The sequence below is a fragment of the Streptomyces cinnamoneus genome (assembly GCF_014650495.1).
Lineage (GTDB): Bacteria > Actinomycetota > Actinomycetes > Streptomycetales > Streptomycetaceae > Streptomyces > Streptomyces cinnamoneus.
Genome location: NZ_BMVB01000043.1, coordinates 1 through 21,792 on the forward strand (window position 1 = coordinate 1; position 21,792 = coordinate 21,792).

Annotated in this window: 21 protein-coding genes; 5 read left to right on the top strand and 16 right to left on the bottom strand. The window is 73.5% G+C overall.

Annotated elements, in window-relative coordinates; all coding sequences use genetic code 11:
* Positions 1-73 precede the first annotated feature (73 nt).
* The 4 genes from IE182_RS30405 to IE182_RS30420 all read right to left on the bottom strand — a co-directional run bounded on the left by IE182_RS30405 (position 74) and on the right by IE182_RS30420 (position 2,620).
* A complete protein-coding gene (locus IE182_RS30405; RefSeq protein WP_190113212.1) occupies positions 74-481 on the bottom strand; it encodes a PPOX class F420-dependent oxidoreductase in 408 nt (135 codons plus the stop codon).
* A gap of 53 nt (positions 482-534) precedes the next feature.
* Positions 535-1,050 carry a 2-C-methyl-D-erythritol 2,4-cyclodiphosphate synthase gene (gene ispF / locus IE182_RS30410; protein ID WP_190113213.1) on the bottom strand — a complete coding sequence of 172 codons (516 nt, stop codon included), beginning with the start codon at positions 1,048-1,050 and terminating at the stop codon, positions 535-537.
* Entirely contained in the window at positions 1,040-1,825 is a 786-nt protein-coding gene (ispD, locus tag IE182_RS30415) for a 2-C-methyl-D-erythritol 4-phosphate cytidylyltransferase (RefSeq protein WP_190113214.1), read from the bottom strand. The genes ispF and ispD overlap by 11 nt, the downstream gene beginning before the upstream one ends.
* Before the next feature lie 312 nt (positions 1,826-2,137).
* The gene (locus IE182_RS30420) at positions 2,138-2,620 is read right to left on the bottom strand and encodes a CarD family transcriptional regulator (RefSeq protein WP_003953493.1); all 483 of its coding nucleotides are present in this window, start codon (positions 2,618-2,620) and stop codon (positions 2,138-2,140) included.
* A 625-nt stretch (positions 2,621-3,245) separates the two neighbouring features.
* Here IE182_RS30420 and IE182_RS30425 point away from each other — a divergent pair.
* Positions 3,246-3,962, top strand: coding sequence for a copper chaperone PCu(A)C domain-containing protein (locus IE182_RS30425; protein ID WP_190113215.1), 717 nt, complete (start codon positions 3,246-3,248; stop codon positions 3,960-3,962).
* 323 nt (positions 3,963-4,285) lie between these two features.
* Here IE182_RS30425 and phoP read toward each other — a convergent pair whose 3' ends face one another.
* Together phoP and phoR are read right to left on the bottom strand one after the other, a co-directional pair.
* Positions 4,286-4,957 (bottom strand): two-component system response regulator PhoP, encoded by a 672-nt coding sequence (phoP, locus tag IE182_RS30430; protein ID WP_466321047.1) that lies wholly within the window; start codon positions 4,955-4,957, stop codon positions 4,286-4,288.
* Positions 4,958-5,072: 115 nt separating this feature from the next.
* On the bottom strand, positions 5,073-6,389 hold the full coding sequence (phoR, locus tag IE182_RS30435; protein WP_229845264.1) for a two-component system sensor histidine kinase PhoR: 1,317 nt from the start codon (positions 6,387-6,389) through the stop codon (positions 5,073-5,075).
* A 204-nt stretch (positions 6,390-6,593) separates the two neighbouring features.
* Here phoR and phoU point away from each other — a divergent pair, with 204 nt between their 5' ends.
* The gene (phoU, locus tag IE182_RS30440) at positions 6,594-7,286 is read left to right on the top strand and encodes a phosphate signaling complex protein PhoU (protein ID WP_190113217.1); all 693 of its coding nucleotides are present in this window, start codon (positions 6,594-6,596) and stop codon (positions 7,284-7,286) included.
* A 314-nt stretch (positions 7,287-7,600) separates the two neighbouring features.
* Here phoU and IE182_RS30445 read toward each other — a convergent pair whose 3' ends face one another.
* Positions 7,601-8,362: a phosphoglyceromutase gene (locus tag IE182_RS30445; protein WP_190113218.1), complete on the bottom strand. Its 762-nt coding sequence runs from the start codon at positions 8,360-8,362 to the stop codon at positions 7,601-7,603.
* 137 nt (positions 8,363-8,499) lie between these two features.
* On the opposite strand from IE182_RS30445, the gene IE182_RS30450 reads away from it, so the two are divergent.
* On the top strand, positions 8,500-9,840 hold the full coding sequence (locus IE182_RS30450; protein ID WP_190113219.1) for an MDR family MFS transporter: 1,341 nt from the start codon (positions 8,500-8,502) through the stop codon (positions 9,838-9,840).
* A gap of 51 nt (positions 9,841-9,891) precedes the next feature.
* On the opposite strand, the gene IE182_RS30455 is transcribed toward IE182_RS30450, so the two are convergent.
* The 3 genes from IE182_RS30455 to IE182_RS30465 all read right to left on the bottom strand — a co-directional run bounded on the left by IE182_RS30455 (position 9,892) and on the right by IE182_RS30465 (position 12,927).
* A complete protein-coding gene (locus IE182_RS30455) occupies positions 9,892-10,401 on the bottom strand; it encodes a type III secretion system chaperone family protein (RefSeq protein ID WP_190113220.1) in 510 nt (169 codons plus the stop codon).
* Positions 10,394-11,755, bottom strand: coding sequence for a D-inositol-3-phosphate glycosyltransferase (gene mshA / locus IE182_RS30460; protein ID WP_229845266.1), 1,362 nt, complete (start codon positions 11,753-11,755; stop codon positions 10,394-10,396). The genes IE182_RS30455 and mshA overlap by 8 nt, the downstream gene beginning before the upstream one ends.
* 131 nt (positions 11,756-11,886) lie before the next feature.
* Positions 11,887-12,927, bottom strand: coding sequence for an MFS transporter (locus IE182_RS30465; protein WP_190113221.1), 1,041 nt, complete (start codon positions 12,925-12,927; stop codon positions 11,887-11,889).
* Between the two features lie 63 nt (positions 12,928-12,990).
* On the opposite strand from IE182_RS30465, the gene IE182_RS30470 reads away from it, so the two are divergent.
* Both IE182_RS30470 and IE182_RS30475 read left to right on the top strand, forming a co-directional pair.
* On the top strand, positions 12,991-13,680 hold the full coding sequence (locus IE182_RS30470) for a FadR/GntR family transcriptional regulator (RefSeq protein WP_190113222.1): 690 nt from the start codon (positions 12,991-12,993) through the stop codon (positions 13,678-13,680).
* A gap of 188 nt (positions 13,681-13,868) precedes the next feature.
* Positions 13,869-14,675, top strand: coding sequence for a class I SAM-dependent methyltransferase (locus tag IE182_RS30475; protein ID WP_190113223.1), 807 nt, complete (start codon positions 13,869-13,871; stop codon positions 14,673-14,675).
* A gap of 87 nt (positions 14,676-14,762) precedes the next feature.
* Here IE182_RS30475 and IE182_RS30480 read toward each other — a convergent pair whose 3' ends face one another.
* From IE182_RS30480 to IE182_RS30505, 6 genes are all read right to left on the bottom strand, one after another.
* Positions 14,763-15,200 (bottom strand): NUDIX hydrolase, encoded by a 438-nt coding sequence (locus tag IE182_RS30480; RefSeq protein ID WP_190113224.1) that lies wholly within the window; start codon positions 15,198-15,200, stop codon positions 14,763-14,765.
* Positions 15,197-16,261: a CHAD domain-containing protein gene (locus IE182_RS30485; RefSeq protein ID WP_229845267.1), complete on the bottom strand. Its 1,065-nt coding sequence runs from the start codon at positions 16,259-16,261 to the stop codon at positions 15,197-15,199. The genes IE182_RS30480 and IE182_RS30485 overlap by 4 nt, the downstream gene beginning before the upstream one ends.
* A 109-nt stretch (positions 16,262-16,370) precedes the next feature.
* Positions 16,371-18,611, bottom strand: coding sequence for an RNA degradosome polyphosphate kinase (locus IE182_RS30490; protein ID WP_190113226.1), 2,241 nt, complete (start codon positions 18,609-18,611; stop codon positions 16,371-16,373).
* Between the two features lie 355 nt (positions 18,612-18,966).
* Complete coding sequence (locus IE182_RS30495) at positions 18,967-19,980, bottom strand: ABC-2 membrane transporter-related protein (RefSeq protein ID WP_190113227.1); 1,014 nt, start codon at positions 19,978-19,980, stop codon at positions 18,967-18,969.
* Entirely contained in the window at positions 19,977-20,930 is a 954-nt protein-coding gene (locus tag IE182_RS30500; protein WP_190113228.1) for an ABC transporter ATP-binding protein, read from the bottom strand. The genes IE182_RS30495 and IE182_RS30500 overlap by 4 nt, the downstream gene beginning before the upstream one ends.
* A 14-nt stretch (positions 20,931-20,944) precedes the next feature.
* Positions 20,945-21,400: a GntR family transcriptional regulator gene (locus tag IE182_RS30505; protein WP_190113229.1), complete on the bottom strand. Its 456-nt coding sequence runs from the start codon at positions 21,398-21,400 to the stop codon at positions 20,945-20,947.
* Positions 21,401-21,792: the final 392 nt, after the last annotated feature.

The following is a 21,792-nucleotide window of genomic DNA, read 5'->3' on the forward strand; positions in this document are numbered from 1 at the left end:
ACCACCGACCCCACACCGGCATCCACGGCCAAACACCCGCCAGCCGCGTCACCAACCTCACCGAACAACACACCTAGAGCGAGCCGACGACCTTCCGCGGCGCGATGCGCACGACCACGCGGGCGGCGTCCTCACCGGCGGCGGGGTTGAAGTCGGCGTAGTCCTTGCCCGTGTACTTCCGGGCCAGCTCGTCGATCAGCTCGGCGCCGCCCTCGGACGTGATCTCGGCCGTGCCCCGGACCTCGGCGTAGGAGTAGGGCGCGTTCGGCGGATTGATCATGACGGTCACCCGGGGGTCGCGGCGCAGGTTCTTCTCCTTGCGCCGCCCCACCGTCGTGGAGATCAGCAGGTCCCCGCCGTCACGCTTGATCCAGGTGACGGACAGCTGGGGGCTGCCGTCGGGCTGGACGGTCGCCACGGTGGCGAAGACGGGGTTGTCGTCGATGTACTTCTTCAGATCCTCGGACAGCTCGGTCGGCACTGTCGGTCCTTCCCTCGGCTGGCACGGCGCGCCCCCCTCGCACCGTACGCCGCCTACGCCGCGGGCGAGGGGAACACCAGGGCCGTGGCGACGGCCGCGAGGCCCTCGGCGCGGCCGGTGAGGCCGAGGCCGTCGGTGGTGGTGCCGGAGACCGACACGGGGGCGCCGACGGCGGCGGAGAGGGCCTTCTGGGCCTCCTCGCGGCGCTTGCCGATCTTCGGGCGGACGCCGATCACCTGGATGGCGACGTTGCCGATCTCGAAACCCGCGGCGCGGACGATCCGGGCCGCTTCGGCCAGGAGGGTGACTCCGGCGGCGCCGGACCACTCGGGCCGGTCGGTGCCGAAGTGCGCGCCGAGGTCGCCGACGCCGGCCGCGGAGAACAGGGCGTCACAGGCGGCGTGCGCGGCGACGTCGCCGTCGGAGTGGCCCGCGAGGCCGTGGCTCGCGCCCTCCCACAGCAGGCCGGCGCACCACAGCTCGCGGCCTTCCTCGAAGGCGTGCACGTCGGTGCCGATGCCGACGAGCGGCAGCACGGGGCGTGGGGACCGGTGCGGCTCAGAAACCATCGTTGGCCCTCCTCCGGGCGAGTACGGCCTCGGCCAGGACCAGGTCCAGCGGCCGGGTCACCTTGAACGCCTCCTCGTGGCCGGGGACGACCACGACCCGGACGCCGAGCCGTTCGACCATGCCGGCGTCGTCCGTGGCCCCCTCGCCCTCCAGGGCGACCTTCTCGTGGGCCTCGACGAGCGTGACGCGGTCGAAGCCCTGCGGGGTCTGGACGGCGCGCAGCAGGGCGCGCTCGGGGGTGGCGACGACGGGCTCCGGCTCGCCGGCGTGCTCGCCGGTGCGCGGCTCGACCTGCTTGACGGTGTCCGCCAGCGGCAGCGCCGGCACGACGGCGGGAGCGCCCTCGCGGACGGCCGCAGCGACGGCGTCGACGGTGTCGACGGGCACCAGCGGGCGGGCGGCGTCGTGGACGAGGACGGCGGTGACGTCGTCGGGGAGGGCCGCGAGACCCAGGCGCACGGACTCCTGGCGCGTCTCGCCGCCGGGGACGACGACCACCTCGGTGCGGGTGCTGTCGTGGTCCGCGAGCGGGTGGGCGTCGAGGAGGTTCCTGACCTCCGCGGCACCGTCGGCCGGGGCCACCACGACGACGAGCGAGACCGCGCGGGAGGCCGTCATGGCGCGGACCGCGTGGACGAGCATGGGCGTGCCGTTGAGGGTGCGCAAAGCCTTGGGGGCGCCCGGCCCGAGCCGTACGCCCCGGCCGGCCGCCGGAATGACGACGGCGGTGCGGGCAGGGGCTGCGGAGGCGTTTGCGGTGTCTCGATCGGACATTGCGTTCGCGTTCAGGTTTGCTTCCTCGGCCGAATTGGGTATGGCCTCAGCGTGCCGGGCACGATGCCCCGACCAGCCCCTTCCGTGACGACTGGCCGGGACGGCTGCCCGGGCCCGGCACGCCAAGTACGGCGATACGGACGTTGGAGCAGAGATGCCGCAGCGCCCGGCGGATGACTCGTTCGTCACCCCGCGGGCACCGCGGCACTTCTTTACGTCCGGTCTATACGTCCGGATCTCTACGTCCGGTGGTGTCCAGCGTCCAGCGTCCGGAGACGTCCGGTCAGCGGCTGAACGGCCGGCGCCTGTGCGTCAGGACGCGAGAACCTCGTCGAGCAGGGCCTCGGCCTTGTCCTCGTTGGTGTTCTCCGCGAGGGCGAGCTCGCTCACCAGGATCTGCCGCGCCTTGGCGAGCATGCGCTTCTCACCTGCGGAGAGACCGCGCTCACGCTCGCGCCGCCACAGGTCGCGAACGACCTCGGCAACCTTGATCACGTCACCGGACGCGAGCTTCTCGAGATTTGCCTTGTAGCGACGGGACCAGTTCGTCGGCTCCTCGGCATAGGGTGCGCGGAGCACCTCGAAGACCCGGTCCAGCCCGTCCTGGCCGACCACATCGCGAACACCGACGAACTCCGCATTGTCCGCCGGCACCCGAACCGTCAGGTCACCCTGGGCGACCTTCAGCACCAAGTAGGTCTTGTCCACGCCTTTGATCTGGCGAGTTTCGATGGCCTCGATCAGCGCGGCCCCGTGATGGGGATAGACCACGGTGTCGCCAACCTTGAACGTCATGTGACAGGTACCCCTTCCGTGGCTATCCAGTCTAACACGGGCAGAGCCTGTTCTGAATGGCGTTTCCGCAGGTCAGGGCATATCTCGGGGCTTGACAACAGCAACCGGAACGTGCTGCGGGAGCCTTCCGGAAGCGGGTATTCGCAGGTGGGAGCGGTTGTCCGGGCAAGGCGAAACGCCCACGTTACACGTGTCGGACAGGCCCCGCGAGCGGCCGAACGTCCCGTTTTGCCGGGGTCCGGTCGGCCGACTTCCGGTACTCCGTTCGGGGTCCGCCGCGCTTCCGGGGGCGTAATCCGGAATTGATCAAGTCGAACTTGATCAATTCCGGAACTCCTTCCCCACTACTTCCGCACGTCCCTCCGCATTCAAAACGGATAATCCGCCACGGCGGCCTCACGGGCGTTCGCGTTGCTTCCCGATCCGTTCCCCATCGCTTCCCCCGCCGGCGGGCGGGGGATATCCGGCCGCGCGGCCGTCGGAGGCGTGAGTTGACCATGGGGGCGGGTCGGGTGCGGCGGCCGCACGACGGCTCGGTAACCTAAGCCCGCTGACACAGACCCTTATCTCGTACGTACCCCTCCCCCGGGGTACCTCGTACCTCGTCCAAGGAGATGCCGCCGCCGTGAGCAGCAGCCTTCGACGCGGCGCTCTCGCCGCTTCCGCCCTCGTGCTCTCGATCGCCTCGCTCACCGCCTGCGCGGCGGGCAACAGCGCGCAGACGCTGGAGGTCAAGCCGGACAACGCCGCCACCTCGGTCGGCGACGTCAAGCTGCAGAACGTCAACGTCATCACGCAGCCGCAGCAGGACGCGACCGGCCCCGCGGTGATCACCGGCCAGATCTTCAACAACGGCCTCAAGGACCAGACGCTCCGCGCGATCAAGCTGCCGGGCAAGAACGTGACCGTGAAGCTCTCGCCGGCCAAGGGCAAGTCCGGCGACATCGTCGTGCCGGCCCACGGCTCCGTGCTGCTGGGCGGCAAGGACAACGCCTCCGCGGTGCTGCCCAACGGCCGCGAGGCCCTCAAGGACGGCGAGTCCCAGCCGCTGGTCTTCGACCTCAGCTCCACGGGCGAGGTGAAGATCTCCGCCTTCGTGGTGCCCGCGAAGAGCTACTTCAAGGAGTGGGGCCCCTCCGAGATGCCGTCGCAGGCCAAGCCGGGCGGCGCCAAGCCCGGCAAGCCGGGCACCAGCCCCTCCACGGCCCCCTCCGGCGCCCCCGAGGGCCAGCAGCCGGGCCAGCCGGGCGCGCAGAACGCCACGGGCCAGGCCGGCGCCCCCACCCCCGGTGCGGGCCAGCCGTCCACGCAGGGCGGCCAGCAGCAGCACGCGGGCCACTGAGCACGCGCGAGGGGCCCGGAAGCCAAAGCTTCCGGGCCCCTTCGCACATCCTCACGCCCCACGGGCCGGCCGACCCCGTGCGGGCCCGCGCTCACGCGCGGACGGACGGCCTCCCGACGGGTCCGGCGCCGCCGCCGGCCTACGGCTCGAACGTGTAGCCCGGGCCCCGCACCGTCACCAGGTACCGCGGCGCGCCCGGGTCCGGCTCGAACACCTCCCCCGACGCACCCCTCGCACCACTCGGCCCCTGCGGGCCTCCCGGGCTTCGGGCCGCTGCGCCGGACTCCGTCCGTCGTACCGACGGGCCCGGCGCCGCCGCCGGCCTACGGCTCGAACTTGTAGCCCAGACCCCGCACCGTCACCAGGTACCGCGGCGCGCCCGGGTCCGGCTCGATCTTGGCGCGCAGGCGCTTGACGTGGACGTCCAGGGTCTTGGTGTCGCCCACGTAGTCCGCGCCCCAGACGCGGTCGATCAGCTGCATGCGGGTGAGCACGCGTCCCGCGTTGCGCAGCAGCATCTCCAGGAGGTCGAACTCCTTCAGCGGCAGGTCCACCTTGGCGCCCGAGACCGTGACGACGTGCCGGTCGACGTCCATGCGGACCGGGCCGGCCTCCAGCGCGGCCGGGGCGACCTCCTCCGGCTCGCCGCGGCGGCGCAGCACGGCCCGGATGCGGGCCACGAGCTCGCGGGAGGAGAAGGGCTTGGTGACGTAGTCGTCGGCCCCTATCTCCAGCCCGACGACCTTGTCGATCTCGCTGTCTTTGGCGGTCACCATGATCACGGGAACGTTGGAGCGCCCGCGCAGCTGCCGGCAGACCTCCGTGCCCGGCAGGCCCGGCAGCATCAGGTCCAGCAGGACCAGGTCGGCGCCGTTGCGTTCGAACTCGTCCAGCCCGTCCGGCCCGGTGGTCGCGATGGCGACCTCGAAGCCTTCCTTGCGGAGCATGTAGGACAACGCGTCGCTGAAGGATTCTTCGTCCTCGACGACGAGCACTCGGGTCACGGGATGACCTCCGGTCGGGTCTGTTGGGTACACGCGGTGGGGACAGGGGCGGCGGTCTCGTCCACGGCGACGGGCGTCGGGGCGGCGAGCATCGGGTCGGCGAGCTTCAGGAGAGGGCCTGCCGGGTGGGGCGGGCAGGACGGGCGGGGGGTTCGTCGTCGAACGGTGCGTCCTCCGCGTCGGTGGCCTCGTCCGGCCCGAGCAGGGGGTGGTTGTGGTCGCGGGCGTCCCGGTCGCGGTCGCGCACGACGCCGGCCTCGGGCAGGCGCAGCGTGAAGGTCGAGCCCTGGCCCTCGGCGCTCCAGACGCTGACCTCGCCGCCGTGGGAGGCGACGACGTGCTTGACGATGGACAGGCCGAGGCCCGTGCCGCCGGTGGCCCGGGAGCGGGCCGGGTCGACGCGGTAGAAGCGCTCGAAGACGCGCTCGCGGTCCTTCTCGGAGATGCCGATGCCCTGGTCGGTGACGGCGATCTCGATCAGGTCGCCGCCGGGTGCGGAGACGCGGCGGGCCGCGATGCCGACGCGCGTCCGGGCGGGGCTGTAGTTGACGGCGTTCTCGACGAGGTTGCCGAGGGCGGCCGCGAGCTGGCCCCGGTTGCCCCAGACGCGCAGGTCGACGGTGCTTCCGTCGGGCAGGCGCCGGGTGGTGCCGCCGGCGGCCATGGTGATCTGCTTGGTGCCGGCCTGGTGGCGGCAGCGGTCGACGGCCTCGGCGACGAGCTCGTCCACCCGGACCGGCTCGGCGTCCTCCAGCGGGTCGTCGTTCTGCACCCGGGAGAGGTCGATGAGCTCCTGGACCAGGTTGGTCAGCCGGGTGGCCTCGACCTGCATCCGGCCGGCGAAGCGGGTGACCGCCTCGGGGTCGTCCGAGGCGTCCATGACGGCCTCGGAGAGCAGGGAGAGGGCGCCGACCGGCGTCTTGAGCTCGTGGCTGACGTTGGCGACGAAGTCGCGGCGGACGGCCTCGATGCGGCGGGCCTCGGTGAGGTCCTCCACCAGCAGCAGCACGAGCCGGGAGCCGAGCGGGGCGACCCGGGCCGAGACGGCGAGGGCGTCGCCGCGGCCGGTGCCGCGCCGCGGCAGGTCGAGCTCGACCTGCCGTATCTCGCCGTCGCGGCGGGTGTCGCGGGCCATCTGCAGCATCGGCTCGACGGCGAGCTTGCCGCCCCGCACCAGCCCGAGGGCGTACGCGGCGGAGCTGGCCTTGACGACGGCGTCGGCCTCGTCGAGCACGACGGCGGAGGAGCGCAGCACGGAGAGGACGGTGTCGACGCCGGGCGGCAGCACGGCGTCGGTGTGCAGGGAGCTGCGCGTGGGCCGGGCCTGGTCGCGCTCGCTCCAGCGGAACGCCAGCATGGCGATCACGCCGGTGCACACTCCGGCGATCGCTGCAGCTGCGGCGACGGCCGCGTCCACGTTCATGAGTCCAGGTTATGCGGGTGCACCGACACGGCCACAGCCAAATGGGGGCCGTCTCGAACACACGTTGCCGAGAGTTCACCTTGGCGTCGGGGGTGGTTCACTCCGGCGGTCGACGGCCGTCGCGTTCCGGCCGGAACGTGGCAGGGTGAGCGGGCGGAGACCCCCCGGCCACCGGTAGTACTCAAGGCGAGAGAAGGTCAGGCAATGCGGGACGCGTACCACGAGGAGCTGGATTCCATCGGCGAGGGCCTCGTCGAGATGGCCCGGCTCGTCGGCTCCGCGATCGGGCGCGCCACCACGGCGATCCTGGACGCGGACCTCAAGCTGGCGGAGTCCGTGATCGCGGCGGACACCAAGGTCGACGACCTCCAGCGGGACCTGGAGGCGCGGGCGATCGCCCTGCTGGCCCGTCAGCAGCCGGTCGCCACCGACCTGCGGATCGTCGTCACGTCGCTGCGCATGAGCGCGGACCTGGAGCGCTCGGGCGACCTCGCCCAGCACGTGGCCAAGCTGGCCCGGCTGCGCTTCCCGGAGACGGCGGTGCCGCGCGACCTGCACGCCACGATCCTGGAGATGGGCCAGCTGGCGCAGCGCCTGATGGCCAAGGCCGCCGAGGTGATCATCACCAAGGACGTGGACCTCGCGCTGCAGCTGGAGCACGACGACGACGCGATGGACCTGCTGCACCGCGCCCTGTTCCAGCACCTGATGGACGACCGCTGGCAGCACGGCATCGAGACGGCCGTCGACGTGACGCTGCTGGGCCGGTACTACGAGCGCTTCGCCGACCACGCGGTCTCGGTGGCCAAGCGCGTGGTCTACCTGGTCACCGGCGAGCACGCGGACGAGCTGAACCAGTCGGAGGCGCGCCAGGGAGGCGCGACGGAGGCTCCGTAGCGCTTTCCGGCCACGCCGCCCCGACCGAATGCTTCCGTGCGCCCCGTGTGCCCGCACACGCGTGCGTCAGGGGCATTGACGGCCGCTTCGGGCAGTCCTTGACTGGGTGGAGGCAGACACCCCTTCGAGGAGGAGACCGAATGAGCGGCTGTCAGTGTGGTCCCGGATGCTCGTGCGGCTGCCAGAACGGCGGCTCCTGCCAGTGCGGCGGCAGCTGCAGCTGACATCAGGCACGTCACTCACACTCACGGATAGGGCCCCCGTCCGGCGGACGGGGGCCCTTCTTCCTGCGCGCGCGGGCGCGCGGGGGGGGGTTACTTCTTCTTGCCCTGGTTCTTCACGGCCTCGATGGCGGCCTTGGCGGCCTCCGGGTCGAGGTACGTGCCGCCGGGGACGACCGGGCGGAAGTCGGCGTCGAGCTCGTAGGCGAGCGGGATGCCGGTGGGGATGTTCAGGCCCGCGATGTCGGCGTCGGAGATGCCGTCGAGGTGCTTGACCAGGGCGCGCAGCGAGTTGCCGTGGGCGGCGACCAGGACCGTGCGGCCGGCCAGCAGGTCCGGGACGATGCCGTCGTACCAGTACGGCAGCATGCGGACGACGACGTCCTTGAGGCACTCGGTGCGCGGGCGCAGCTCGCTCGGGATGGAGGCGTAGCGCGGGTCGTCGCTCTGCGAGAACTCGGTGCCGTCCTGGAGCGCCGGCGGCGGGGTGTCGTACGAGCGGCGCCAGAGCATGAACTGCTCCTCGCCGAACTCGGCCAGCGTCTGGGCCTTGTCCTTGCCCTGGAGGGCGCCGTAGTGGCGCTCGTTCAGGCGCCAGGAGCGGTGGACGGGGATCCAGTGGCGGTCGGCGGCCTCCAGCGCGAGCTGCGCGGTGCGGATGGCGCGCTTCTGGAGGGACGTGTGGACCACGTCCGGGAGCAGGCCGGCGTCCTTGAGGAGCTCACCGCCCCGGACAGCCTCCTTCTCGCCCTTCTCGTTGAGGTTGACGTCCACCCAGCCGGTGAACAGGTTCTTCGCGTTCCACTCGCTCTCGCCGTGGCGGAGGAGGATCAGCTTGTACGGTGCGTCGGCCATGCCCATGAGCGTAATCGACCGTCCGAGCGGCTCGCGCCCGGGACGTTTGACGGCAACCGTCAATTCATTGGCATGCACAAGATCACCCGGGTAAGTTGCGAAGCAACGATTCGGTACTTACACACGGGGGCTGCGGCATGTCCATTGCCGGCATAGGAAGGGCCGCGAGACAGAGCGTCTCGGGGCTGCCACGGGAGTTCTGGTGGCTGTGGACGTCGACCCTGATCAACCGGATGGGCTCGTTCGTCGCCACGTTCCTGGCCCTCTACCTCACCCTCGACCGCGGCTACTCGGCCTCGTTCGCCGGCGTCGTCGCGGCCCTGCACGGGCTCGGTGGAGTGGTCTCCTCCCTCGGCGCCGGCGTCATGGCCGACCGGCTCGGGCGGCGGCCCACCCTGCTCATCGCCCAGGTCTCGACGGCCTTCTCGGTGGCGCTCCTCGGCTTCATGCAGCAGCCCGTGACCATCGCCGCCGTCGCGTTCGTCGCGGGCATGGCCGCCAACGCCTCGCGGCCGGCCGTGCAGGCGATGATGGCCGACATCGTCCCCGCCGGGGACCGCGTCCGCGCCTTCTCCCTCAACTACTGGGCGATCAACGTCGGCTTCGCCTTCTCCTCACTGGTCGCCGGCCTGATCGCCGAGCACAGCTACCTGATCGGCTTCCTCGGCGAGGGCGTACTGACCCTCGTCTGCGCGGTCCTGGTCTTCCTCAAGCTGCCCGAGTCGCGTCCCGAGCCGGTGGCCGGGGCCGGGGCGGAGGCGACGGCGGAGTCCGCCGTCAGCATGGGGACCGTGCTGCGCGACCGGCGCTACATGGGCGTCGTCGGGCTGTCCTTCCTGATGGCCTTCATCTTCATGCAGCACACGGTCGCCCTGCCGGTGGCCATGGGCGCCGACGGCTTCTCGCCGGGCGAGTACGGCACCGTCATCGCCGTCAACGGTGTGCTGATCGTGGCCGTGCAGATCCCCGTCACCCGCCTCATCGAGCACCGCGACCCGCGCTGGCTGCTGACGATCTCGGCGCTCCTCACGGGCTACGGCTTCGGGCTCACCGCGTTCGCCGGGTCGATCGGGGTGTACATGCTGACCGTCGTCGTCTGGACGCTGGCCGAAATCATCAACTCCCCCACCCAGATGGGGCTGATCGTGCGCCTGTCCCCGGCCCAGGGGCGCGGTCGCTACCAGGGCATGTACACGATGTCGTGGTCGGTGGCGGCCCTGACGGCCCCGCTGGTCGGCGGAACGGTGATCGACCACTGGGGTGCGGACGCGCTGTGGGGGATCTGCGCGGTGGTCGGAACGGTCGCGGCGGCCGGGTACTGGTTCCTGATGCGGAGCCTGCCGGAGGAGAGCCCGGCCGCGGATCCGGCGGACGGTGCGCAGACGGCGGCCCCCAAGGCGGCCGGTGCGGATGCGGCGGCCACGGGCACGACGGCCGCCGTGCCGGGGAGGCCGGAGGCCGAGCCCGCCTCGGCGTGACGCCACCGGCGGCCCGCCCGGCGGCGGGCTCCGTCGCCGGGCCCCGTCGCCTCAGTCGTCGAGCGGGCCCGCGATCTCGTCACGACGCGTCAGCCGCTCGAACGCTTCGAGGTTGCGCGTCGACTCGCCGCGCGCCGTGCGCCACGCGTACTCCTTGCGGATGGCGGTCGCGAAGCCCATCTCCAGCAGGGTGTTGAAGCTGCCGTCCGCGTGTTCGAGGACCGTGCCCAGGATCCGGTCGATCTCGTCGACGGTCACCGCCGCCAGCGGCAGCCGCCCCACCAGGTAGATGTCGCCGAGCCGGTCGACCGCGTAGGCCACGCCGTAGAGCCTGGTGTTGCGCTCCAGCAGCCAGCGGTGCACTCCCTCGTGGTTCTCGTCGGGGCGCCGCACGACGAAGGCGTTGACGGAGAGGGAGTGGTTGCCGACGACCAGCGAGACGGTCGTCGAGAGCTTGCGCGTGCCGGGGAGCTTCACGACGTACGTGCCGTCGGACGTACTCTCCCAGTCCAGGCCCGCCTCGCCGAGGGCCTGCTCGATCGTGGTCTTCGCGTCAGACATGAGCCGAGCGTAGGCGACGGCGCCGCTCGGCGATCGCCGCGGTGTACACCTCGGCCGTGGCGGCGGCCGCCGCGCCCCAGCCGAAGGACTGGGCGTGCCGGGCGGCGGCGTCGCCCATCCGGTCCACCAGCCGCGGATCGGCCGCGAAGCGGCCCAGCGCGTCGGCGTAGTCGGCGGGGTCGTGGCCCGGTATGAGGAAGCCGCTGACCTCGTCGCGCACGGCCACCGGCAGGCCGCCGACCGACGCCGCGACCACCGGGGTGCCGCACGCCTGGGCCTCGATGGCCACCAGGCCGAAGGACTCGCTGTGCGAGGGCATCACCAGCACCGACGCCGCGCGGTACCAGTCGGCGAGCCGGTCCTGGCCGACCGGCGGCCGGAAGCGGACGACGTCGGCGATGCCCAGGCGGGCGGCCAGCTTCTGCAAACCCTCGGGCTTGGTCATGCCGCTGCCGCTGGGGCCGCCGACCACCGGCACCACGATGCGCGAGCGCAGCGCCGGCTGCCGGTCGAGGAGCTCGGCGACCGCGCGCAGCAGCACGTCGGGGGCCTTGAGGGGCTGGATGCGGCCGGCGAAGAGCGGGACGAGGGCGTCGGCGGGCAGGCCCAGCCGCTCGCGGGCCGCCGCCCGCCCGTCGGCGGGGCGGAAGCGGTCGAGGTTCACACCCGGGTGCACGACGGCGACCTTGGCGGGGTCGGCCTCGTAGTGGTGGACGAGTTCCTGTGCCTCGCCGTCGGTGTTGGCGATGAGCCGGTCGGCGGCGCGGACGATCTGCGTCTCGCCGATCACGCGGGCGGCGGGCTCGGGGGTGTCGCCCGCGGCGAGGGCGGCGTTCTTGACCTTGGCCATGGTGTGCATGGCGTGGACGAGCGGCACTCCCCAGCGCTCGGCGGCGAGCCAGCCGACGTGGCCGGAGAGCCAGTAGTGGGAGTGGACGAGGTCGTAGTGGCCGGGGCGGTGGCCGGCCCACGCCTGCATCACGCCGTGCGTGAAGGCGCACAGCTGCGCGGGCAGCTCCTCCTTGGCCAGGCCCTCGTACGGGCCGGCGTCGATGTGCCGGACGAGCACGCCCGGGGCCAGCTCGACGGTGGGCGGGAGGGCGCCGGTGGTGGCGCGGGTGAAGATCTCGACCTCGATGTCGATGGCGGCCAGGCGCTTGGCGAGCTCGACGATGTACACGTTCATGCCACCCGCGTCGCCCGTGCCGGGCTGGTGCAGGGGCGAGGTGTGAACGCTCAGCATGGCCACGCGGCGGGGGCGGCGGCCGCCGCCGAGGCGCCGCAGCTGAGGTTTGGGGAACGTGCCGAGCGTCCGGCCGCGGCGGGCGCCGAGCCTGGAAGCGTACTGGCTCACCGTCTGTCCTCCGTCCACCACCGAGGGTCCTCCCCTGGGGGCGCTCACCACCTGTCAACCAGTGTGAACAACGCGGAGGCGAGCTCCCCTTCCCACTTTGCCAAACAGTGACCCAGCCCTCTTCTCCGGCCTTACCGCCTGGTCAGCGCGGCCCCGACGGCGAGCTGCGCGCCGGCCGTGACCAGGAGCGCGGTCATGGGCGCGGCCCAGCCGCCGGTGGCGCCGTGCAGGAGGCCGACGGCCAGGGGGCCGAGCGCGGCCAGGAGGTAGCCGGCCGACTGCGCCAGCGTGGACAGGGCGGTGGTCTCCGCCCCCTTGGTCGAGGCCAGCATCACGAACGACATGGGGATGCCCACGGCCTGGGTGAGCGCGAGCACGGCGCCCGCGCCGGACTCCGACATGCCCTGGCCGGACAGGAGCGAGGGCAGCCAGCCGACGACGGCGTAGGCGTTGAGGGCCTGGAGCCCGAAGTAGGCGGTGACCAGTACGCCCGTCCGGGTGCGGGCCACGGACCGCAGCGGGATCCGCTCGGCGGGCCCGGGGGCGCCGGGGCGCGAGGGGGCACGTACGCCCGCCCACACCGCCGTCGCCACGAGCGCGGGCAGGGCCCAGACGGCGAGCCCGAGCGAGGGCGAGCCCACCGCGTCGGCCACCGGAACCGCCACGGCGGAGGTCAGGGCCGCACCCAGGGCCAGGGCGGTGGTGTAGAGGCCGGTGAGCAGGCCGGTGCGGTGGGGGAAGTGGGTCCGTACGAGCGTGGGCAGCAGGACGTTGCACAGGGCGAGCCCGGACATGCCGAGCACCGTGCCGGCGAGCAGCGCCCCCGTGTGCGGCACGGCCCGCACGGCGAGCCCGGCGGTCAGCGCGAGGAGCGCCAGCAGGACGGTCCGTTCGGCGCCGAACCGCCGCGCGAGGGCTCCCGTGCCGGCGCCGGCGGCGGCGAAGCAGAGGGTGGGCAGGGCGGTCAGCAGCGCGGCGCCGGTGGCCGAGAGGCCGGGCGAGACGCGCAGGGCGTCGAGCAGGGCCGAGGCGCTGCTGATGCCCAGGCGCAGGTTGAGGGCGATGAGGACCACGGCGAACGCGGTGAGCAGGCCCGCCCTGGTGCGGGCGGGCCTGCTCACCGGGGCGGTCGCGTGCATCGTCGCGGCAGCAGTCGCGGCAGTGTCGGTCATGGCATCAAACGTAAGACGTCTGACGTTTGATGTCCATGCCGATCGGGCGGGTACGGTGTCGGCATGACTCTGGAACCGGTGCGCCGTCCCGCGCTGTCCGACGAGGTCATCGACCGGATCCGGGCCCGTATCGCCTCCGGCGAGTGGCCCGTGGGCACCCGCATCCCGCCCGAGCCGGAGCTGATGCGCCAGCTGGGCGTGGCGCGCGGCACGCTGCGCGAGGCGGTGCGCGCGCTCGCCCACACCGGCCTCCTGGAGGTGCGGCGCGGCGACGGCACCTACGTCCACGCGACCAGCGAGCTGTCCGGCGCGGTGAGCCGCCTCTACGGCGGCAGCGGCCTCGGCCAGCTGCTCGAGGTGCGCGAGGCGCTGGACGCGCAGGCCGCGCGCCTGGCCGCGGTGCGGGCCGACGACGCGGCGCTCGACGCGCTCGCGGCGTGCCTGGAGCGGCGGGCGGCGGCCTGGCGGGCCGGGGACTTCGAGGCGTGGGTCGCCGCCGACTGGGACTTCCACGCCGGCGTCGCCGACGCCTCCGGCAACCCCCTGCTGGCCGAGCTCTACCGCGACCTCGCTGGCCCCCTGCGCTCGGCCATGGCCGGCACCTGGTCGACGCCCGGCTTCCAGGGCGCGGACCCGGTGGGCCACGAGACGCTGCTGGCCGCCCTGCGCGAGCGCGACCCGGCGGAGGCCGGCCGGCAGGCGGGCGCCAACGTCGCCGACACGCGGGAGTGGGACGCCCGCGGGCGGGCTTAGGCCGTGTCCGCAAAGTCCCGCCTGGCCCGCGACGCCTGGCACGCACGCTCGCTGCGTTGTCGGGGTCGCCCGAGTACGCCCAGCACGAGGACGACCCTCCGCCTTGCGATCGCACGCACCAGACGCCGCGGGCCACGCCCTTCGGGCGTACGGCGCTACTTTGCGGACACGGCCTAGGCTCTATGCCCATGGCCGCCCGTACCGCCCCGCAGCACCGCCCGATCGGTTCGGCGACGCGCGGCACCACCAATCCGAACCGGCTGCGCCGCATGGACCGCTGGATCGCCGCCACCCACGCGGGCGCGCTGCGGCGCAGCGCGGACCCGGTCGCCGTGGACCTCGGCTACGGCGCCGCACCCTGGACGGCCGTCGAGCTGCTGCAGCGGCTGCGGACGGTGCGGGGTGACGCGCAGGTCGTGGGCATCGAGATCGACCCGGCCCGGGTCGCGGCGGCGAAGCCGTACGAGCGCGACGGGCTGTCCTTCGCGCACGGCGGCTTCGAGGTCCCACTGCCCGGCGGCCGGCGACCGCTGCTGATCCGGGCCGCGAACGTGCTGCGCCAGTACGACGAGGGCCAGGTCGAGGAGGTCTGGGCCCGGCTGTGCGGGCGGCTGGCGCCGGACGGGCTGCTCGTGGAGGGCACCTGCGACGAGATCGGGCGGCGCCACGTGTGGGTGACGCTGGGGCCCGAAGGGCCGCGCACGATCACCTTCGCGGCGCGGCTGGGTTCGCTGGGCGCCCCGTCGGACCTTGCGGAGCGCCTGCCGAAGGCGCTCATCCACCGGAACGTGCCGGGCGAGGCGGTGCACGCCTTCCTGCGGGACTTCGACCGGGCCTGGGCGGCGGCCGCGCCCTACGGGGCGCTGAGCGCACGGCAGCGGTGGATCCGCACCGTGGCGTCCCTGCGCACCGACTGGCCGGTCGTCGACGGCCCGGCCCGCTGGCGCCAGGGCGAGCTGACCCTGGCCTGGCCGGCCCTGGCCCCGCGGGACTGAGGGGGCCGGGCGCACGAGCGCGGACGCCGCGCCCCCGGGCGACGGGTGCCGCGCACAGCAGAGCGCGCCGCTCAGCCACCGCGCCGCTCAGTAGATCGTGTCGTCCCAGGTCAGCAGCAGGGCGTCCAGCAAGGGGCGGTCGCGGTCGTGGGTCACCCACGAGCGGGCTTCCGTCGGGGGCAGCCACAGGAGGCGGTCCACCTCGCGGCTCGGGCGGAACGAGCCGCCCAGGGCCCGGGCGGCCCAGTAGCGCACTTCCTTCAGCCGGCCGTCGGTCAGGTAGCGGGACGTCGGCAGGACCGCGCCCAGCACGCAGCGCATCCCCGTCTCCTCCAGCACCTCGCGGACGGCGCACGCCTCTGCGTCCTCGCCGGGCTTGAGCTTGCCCTTCGGCCAGGACCAATCGTCGTATTTCGGCCGGTGCACCAGCGCGACCTCGATCTCCGGGCCCTGCCCGCACCGGCGCCACAGCAGGCACCCCGCAGCCCGCACCGTCCCGCCGCCACCACCGCCGCCGTCGCTCACAGACCCGCCCCCGCCAGCCGCTGCCAGATCCGGCCGAAGGCGTAGCGCGCCGCCTCCACCTCGTGCCGCTGGTCGGCGTGGAGCACCCCGAGGGCGTAGGCCGTGGCGGGGGCGATGCGCGGGGTCCGGGCGGCGGCGGCCGCGGCGGCCGCGGCCTCGGCCGCCTCGCGGTGGCGGTCGAGGGCCTGGCCCGCGCCCAGCAGCCGGACCGACAGCGAGGGCTCCGCCTCGGCCTGCTGGTGCTCGTCGAGCACTTCCTGCGCGTACCGGCGCAGCCGCACCAGCCGGCGCACCTGGTGCCAGGGCGCGTCCTGCCGCCCCTCCGCCGGCGGCGCGTCGGCGGCCGGCGTCGCGGCGAGGCCGTGGATCAGCGCCTCCGCGTTGTACGGCAGGCCGGCCACCGACAGCGGCAGTGCCTCCACCGCGTCGGTCATCCGCCGGTGGGCCTGTTCCGCCAGGCAGGGCAGCGCCTCGCGGGCGAGGGCCTCGTGCGCGCCCGCGTCCAGCGGCACCTCGGAGGCCAGCACGGCGACCGCGTCCGCCACCGCGTGGAAGCGCGCGGAGCCCAGGGCCTGCAGGGCCGCCGAGTGCGCCCGCGTACGGGCGAGGGTCAGCTGCCGGTCGAGCAGGGCAGCGGCCCGGGCCGCCCCGACGGTCGGCCCGCTCCCGGCGCCCCGGACGGACGCGGGCGGCGCGTCCGTACCGTCCCCGCCGGAGAGCCGGTGCAGCGCTCCCCGCAGCCGGGCCAGCCGCGCCGCGTACGCATACTCGCGCCCCAGCAGCTCCGTGAGCCACACCAGTTCACCGCGTAGCGGGTCCGTGCCGGCGGGGTCCGTCAGCGGCCGGTACACGTGCAGGGTGCCGGCGATGCGACGCGCGGAGCGCCGCAGCTGCCGGACCGCCTCGCCCGCGTCCTCCGCGTCGGAGCCGCTCTCCGCGTGCAGCCGCAGGCTGCGCAGGAACTCGGTGGCCTGCGCCTGCAGATAGCCCGCGAGCACCGTCCCGGCCGTGGCCGTGTCCCGGTCCGCGGGCACCCCCGCCACACCTGTCACGCCCGTCATGCCCGTCATGCCCGTCATGCCGGCCGCCTCTGCGGCACCCCCGGCCAGGTCGTACCGATTCGTCGTCATCATGTCCTGCCCCCCGGGAACGGTGACCGTGACCGGCGGTTCATGCCGTAGCCGTGCCACGCCGGCGCCTCCGGGCGTCGATGAGCATTTCCTGCACGTTGCGCAGCGGCCGTCCGTCGGCGTCGGTCGCCCGCCGGGTCCAGTTGCCGTCCGGGCCGAGGTGCCAGGACGCGGTGTGGTCGGAGACGCCGAGCTCCAGCAGCCGGCTGAGCGAGGCCCGGTGGGCGGGGTCGGTGACCCGCACCAGCGCCTCGATGCGCCGGTCGAGGTTGCGGTGCATCATGTCGGCGCTGCCCAGCCAGACTTCGGGCTCGCCGCCGTTCCCGAACGCGAAGACGCGTGAGTGCTCCAGGAAGCGGCCCAGGACGCTGCGCACGCGGATGTTCTCCGACAGCCCCACCACGCCCGGGCGCAGCGCGCAGATGCCGCGCACCCAGATGTCGACCGGCACCCCGGCCCGGGCCGCGCGGTAGAGGGCGTCGATGACGGCCTCGTCGACCATGGAGTTGACCTTGATGCGGATGGAGGCGGGCCGTCCGGCCCGCTGGTGGGCGGTCTCCTTGGCGATGCGGGAGATCAGCCCGTCGCGCAGGGATCTGGGGGCGACCAGCAGCCGGCGGTAGGTCTCGCGCCGGGAGTAGCCGGACAGCCGGTTGAAGAGGTCGGACAGGTCGGCGCCCACCTGCGGGTCGGCGGTCAGCAGCCCGAAGTCCTCGTACAGGCGGGCGGTCTTGGGGTGGTAGTTGCCGGTGCCCACGTGTGCGTAGCGGCGCAGCGTCTCACCCTCCTGGCGGACGACCAGCGACAGCTTGCAGTGCGTCTTGAGGCCCACGAGCCCGTAGACGACGTGGCAGCCGGCCTCCTCCAGCTTCCGGGCCCATTTGATGTTGGCCTGCTCGTCGAAGCGCGCCTTGATCTCGACGAGGACGAGGACCTGCTTGCCGGACTCGGCGGCGTCTATGAGGGCGTCGACGATCGGGGAGTCGCCGGACGTGCGGTAGAGCGTCTGCTTGATGGCCAGGACGTCCGGGTCGGCGGCGGCCTGTTCCAGGAACGCCTGGACGGAGGTGGAGAAGGAGTCGTACGGGTGGTGCAGCAGCACGTCCCGCTCGCGCAGCGCGGCGAAGATGTCGGGCGGCGAGGAGGACTCGACCTCGGCGAGGTCCCGGTGCGTGCCGGCCACGAACTTGGGGTACTTCAGCTCGGGCCGGTCGAGGGAGGAGAGGGCGAAGAGCGCGGTGAGGTCGAGCGGGCCGGGCAGCGGGTAGACCTCGGCGTCGGAGATCTTCAGCTCGCGGACGAGCAGGTCGAGCACGTAGGGGTCGATGGTCTCCTCGACCTCCAGCCGCACGGGCGGCCCGAAGCGGCGCCGCATGAGCTCCTTCTCCAGGGCCTGGAGGAGGTTCTCGGCGTCGTCCTCCTCGACCTCCAGGTCCTCGTTGCGGGTCACGCGGAACATGTGGTGCGCGAGCACCTCCATGCCGGGGAAGAGCTCCTCCAGGTGGGCCGCTATGACGTCCTCCAGCGGCACGTACCGCTGCGGTGACGCCTCCAGGAAGCGCGGCAGCAGCGGGGGGACCTTCACGCGCGCGAAGTGGTCGTGGCCACTGACGGGGTTGCGCACCACCACGGCGAGGTTGAGCGAGAGCCCCGAGATGTACGGGAACGGGTGGGCGGGGTCGACGGCGAGCGGCGTGAGGACGGGGAAGATCTGCTGCCGGAAGAGGGTGAAGAGCCGTCCCTGCTCCTTGGGGGTCAGCTCGGCCCAGCGGATCAGATGGATGCCCTCGTCGGCCAGCTCCGGGGCGACGTCCTGCTGGTAGCAGGCCGCGTGCCGGGCCATGAGCTCGCGCGAGCGGGTCCAGATCAGCTCCAGCACCTCGCGGGGCTGCAGCCCGGAGGCCGAGCGGGTGGCGACGCCGGTGGCGATGCGGCGCTTCAGGCCGGCGACGCGCACCATGAAGAACTCGTCGAGGTTGCTGGCGAAGATCGCCAGGAAGCCGGCCCGTTCCAGGAGCGGGGTGGACGGGTCCTCGGCCAGCTCCAGCACCCGCTCGTTGAACGCCAGCCAGCTGCGCTCGCGGTCCAGGAAGCGGCCCTCGGGCAGGGCCTCCTCCTCCGCCCGGTCCTCGGTGGCCTCGCCGTCGTACGCCGCCAGGCCCTGGGTGAGGTCGGGCACGCCCGCGACCACGGCCGCCTTCGGCCGGTGGGCGGCGATGAAGCCCACCGGTTCGGTGCTGTCGTGCCCCTGGGCGGTGCCGGCGCCGGACGACTGGCTCATACCTTCATTGTTCCGCGTCCGGGCCGGTACGGGCGCGCCGGAGCGGGAAGCGGGGGCGGCGCGTAGCCTTCGTTCGGTTGCGCGAGGCGCGGCGGGCTGCATTGGGCAAGGCTCGCAACCGCGGTTGAATCATGGGTAACGCCCACGTGACGCGCAGGGAATGCGGTGACTACCGGGCGACGGCGGGGCGACGGGCGCGGCGGGCGCCGCGCGGCCCGGGAATCGGCCACCGCTCGGGGGCACCGGGGGCCGTTCATGGCCACCAGCCCCCGCTCGGGGTCACCGGCCGCCGTTCATGGCCACCAGCCCCCGCTCGGGGCCACCAACTCACCGCTCAGGGTCACCAACTCACCGCTCAGGGCCACTGGCGGCGCACCAGCCACACGGCGCCCCCGGCCAGCAGCGCGGCGAGCGCCAGGCTCAGTCCGGCCTCGGCCCACTGCAGGGGCCACAGGTGCGACGCCGGATGGTAGTCGACGTACCACCCTCGGGCATGGTGCTGGGCGAGGCAGTCCGCGGGGTCCACGCCGATCCCGCAGTCCGGCTCGGGCATCCGCCCGCCCCCCTGGCCGATCATGCCGCGGCCGGTCACCCAGTCGTCCGAGCCCCTGATCAGCCCCGGCATCTCGGCCGACAGCTCCGTGACGGGGCCGACCAGGCCGCCCCGCAGCGACTCCAGCAGCCCGGCGATCACCGGGTACGCGACGAGGACGGCGCCCATGGCCGGCACCGTCCGCTTCAGCAGCAGGCCGGCGACCGCCCCGAGGGCGAGGGCGAGCAGGGCGTGCGCGACGGGCACGACGCCGATCATCGGGAACGAGCGCCACCACCACTGCCCGGGGATCACCGGGAGCGGCTGTGCCCGCCACACCGACGTGTAGGCGGCGGACAGCAGCGAGAAGCCGGCGAGGACGGCCGTCGCCGGCACGGCGAGCTTCGCCGCCAGCCAGCGCAGCGGCGAGACGGACTGCGTCCACGCCAGTTTGTACGTACCGCTGTGCAGTTCGCGCGCGATCAGGGGGCCGGCGACGAACATCCCGAAGAGGACCGGCAGGCACTCGACGACGCGGCCGATGTAGTGGACGGGATCGGCGAGTTCGTCGCTGAAGGCGCCGATCGTGCCGTCGGGCGCGCAGGCCCAGCCGGCGGTGCACACGTCGGCCAGGCCGTGGTCGGCGACGTAGTCGGTGATCGAGAGGTACAGGGTCCCCAGGGCCGAGAGGAGCACGAGCAGCGCGACGCCGAAGGTCCACACGGCGGCGCGGTGCTGGCGCAGCACCAGCCAGGCCAGCCCGCGCGGGCCACGGCCGCGGTCGCGGTCGCGGTCGCGCGGGGGTGCGAGGGAGGACGAGGTCGTCGTGGTGGTCATGCGGCCGCCTTCGGGGACGCGTCGAGCGGGGTCCGCGGCTCGGCGCTCGGGGTGAGGAGTGCGGGGGCGCCGGGTGCCCGCAGGTGGGCGAGGAGCAGCTCCTCCAGGGACGGTTCGGCGATCTCCCAGTGGCCGCGGACGGGCCCGTCGGGGCGGATGAGCGCGGTGAGCTGGCGGCCGGTGGTGCGCGCCTCAACGATCGTGTGGGCCGCGAACTCGCGCGGGGTGCCGGCGTCCTCGTAGCGGCCCATGACGAGCCGGTGCGCGGAGATCAGGTCCTCGATCTCCCCGGCGAGCCGCACCCGGCCGTCGGAGACGAGCAGCAGGTAGTCGCAGACGGCGTCGAGTTCGGCCAGGACGTGGGAGGCCATGAGGACGGTGGTCGCGTTCTCGGCGGCCTCGGCCATCAGGGCGGCCGTCGTCTCGTGGCGCACGAGCGGGTCGAGGTCGCTCATCGGCTCGTCCAGGAGCAGGAGTTCGGGGCGCTTGCCGAAGGCGAGGGCGAGGGCGACGCGGGTGCGCTGACCGCCGGAGAGGGAACCGACACGGGCGTGGAGGGAAAGGTTTCCGCCGTGGACGAGCCGTTCGGCGGCGGCCTGGTCCCAGTGGCCGGGGTTGAGCTCGCGGCCCAGGCGCAGGGTCTCGGCGACCGTGAAGTCCGGGTAGAGCGGCCGGTCCTGGCCGAGGTAGGCCACGCGCGGCCGGACACCCGGGTCACCGGCCTCGCCGCCCAGGACGCGCAACCGGCCCTCGGTGGGCCGGAGCAGGCCGGCGGCGAGGGCCAGCAGGGTGGACTTGCCGGCGCCGTTGGGCCCGACGAGCGCGCACACGCGCCCCGCGGGCAGGCGGAAGGAGCACGCGCGCAGCGCCCAGCCGCCGCGGCGGTACCTCACCCCCAGGCCGGCCGCCTCCAGGGCGGTCCGGTCGGGGAGGAACGTCAGGTCGGTCATGCAGTCCCCTAAGCTCACGTCGTGCCGTTCCCGGTCCGTGCGCGGCCGTTGCCGGCCTCCGGGCCGCCGCCCCATGGGCCCCGCGGGTCGTCGAAACGGGTGTCTTCCAGGACGGACGCGACCAGGGCGGCCACGTCCTCCCGGTCGAGGCCGGCCGCACGGGCCCGGTCCATCCATCCGGCCAGCTCGGCGCGGAGCGGCGAATCGGCGGCGGCACCGGGCCGCGCCAGCGATCGCCGTACGAACGTCCCCAGTCCGGGGCGCCCCTCCACCAGGCCCTCGCGGTCGAGCTCGCGGTACGCCTTCAGGACGGTGTTGGGGTTGATGGCCGTGGCCGCGACGACCTCCTTGGCCGTCGGCAGCTTGTCGCCGGGGGCGAGCAGCCCGAGCCGCAGGGCCTGCTTGACCTGCTGGACGATCTGCAGATACGTGGCGACCCCGCTGCGCCGGTCGATACGGAACTCGACCACGCGCCACCACCCTTTCACTAATTGACTAGTGAAAGGGTGGTGGAAGGGCAGGGGGGCTGTCAACCGGCGGAGCCTGCGACGGGCGGGGCCGAGGAGCCGGGAGGGGTCCGAGGGGCCGGGAAGACCCGCGACGGGCCGGGCCAGGAGCCGAGAAGGCCCGCAACGGGCCGGGCCAGGAGCCGAGAAGGCCCGCAACGGGCCGGAAGGGCCTCCAAGGCGGCGGACGGCCGACGCGGGCCGCAAGAGGTCGGGGCCGGGCCCGCAAGGGGCCGGGGACCGACCCCACCAGAGGCCGAGGTCCAGGCCCGCACGAGGCCGGGGACCGACCCCACCAGAGGCCGAGGTCCAGGCCCGCACGAGGCCGGGGACCGACCCCACCAGAGGCCGAGGTC